This is a genomic window from Endozoicomonas sp. ONNA1 (genome assembly GCF_024606325.1).
GTDB lineage: Bacteria > Pseudomonadota > Gammaproteobacteria > Pseudomonadales > Endozoicomonadaceae > Endozoicomonas_A.
On the sequence record NZ_JAHHPN010000324.1, the window covers coordinates 1 to 1,115 of the forward strand.

A 1,115-nucleotide genomic window follows, 5' to 3' on the forward strand; every position below is an offset into this window, starting at 1 on the left:
TAAAGCCACGGGCCGACAGCGCAATTTGCACAGATTGATGACTTCAGGTCGCTTCGCAGTTTTACTTTGGTGATGTCGCTATGTTTCGTTTGAGTTTTTATCATTTTTATCAGCTCCTCAAGTTGTTGGCACTAGCTTTTGTCTCTCTGCTCATGCAGCTTAGTGGCTCCAGCGCTGATGAATGTTCGGGTCACAAAGACCCGGGTGCAGCGACTGAATGTAACCCGTCAAGCGACCCTCCGGCATCAGAAGAGAAAGCTGAACCGAAACCTGGGTATTCTTTTGTGGGCAGTGAATATGTGGGTTTCTTTATAAAAGGCTCCGTTCCCCGCGACAAGGCCATTGAGCTGGCCGGCGAGGCTTTTCAATTCGTCTCGCCGACAGACTCAGCGGACCGTGTACGCTGCGCTATGCTGGTGGTCACTATTAACATAGACAGCGCCTTTAAGATTCCATTGCATTACTTCTTTCATTTTCCTTACACCGAGGCTATCTGGATGCTGGAACTCAGCAAAGGCTCATATCTGGCAATCAAAGCACATACTGATTCATTGACAATGAAATATGTTCTCGAATATTTTGACAAATACAATACATCTTATGGCTCAATGACAACCAAAAAAGTAAACGGGAACGACACTTTTTCTCTCCGTTCAGAGGAGGATCTTTTATTTTCAGCCACCTTGGGCGAATCAACAGAGAGTGATGATACATCGCTAATAGAGAATTTATGGACAAGAAGCGCTAATGGTGGCTATTACAAAATTCCATGGGGGACTGCCAAACCTTCTGAAGCCTATTCCATAAAATGTCAGGTAGACGACAGCCTTGACAAAAGTATCTTTGGAGACGTCATCTGGGACAAAACTGCACAGCTCTACATGAAACGCAAACATGAATGTTCCATGGCGACTTCCGCTGAATTACCACCATTGTCCGATTAAGCCTGTTCCAAATCTACTTAAATATCAGGCAGGGCTATACCGCTCCCCGCTCGAGCAGGGCACCCGGTAGAGCAGCCTGGTGATATTGAAGCCTTATGGTTCAGTTAATGCTCTGTCACTCCCAGGGCACTGCTCTGCATCTCAATGCTGGTGCTGCAGAAATCCCCTGAA

At 46.5% G+C, this 1,115-nt stretch carries 1 protein-coding gene; it reads left to right on the forward strand.

Annotated features, from left to right (window positions below):
• Positions 1–122 precede the first annotated feature (122 nt).
• Positions 123–944, forward strand: a complete 822-nt coding sequence (locus tag KDK19_RS07480) for a hypothetical protein (RefSeq protein ID WP_257275667.1) — start codon at positions 123–125, stop codon at positions 942–944.
• Positions 945–1,115 lie beyond the last annotated feature (171 nt).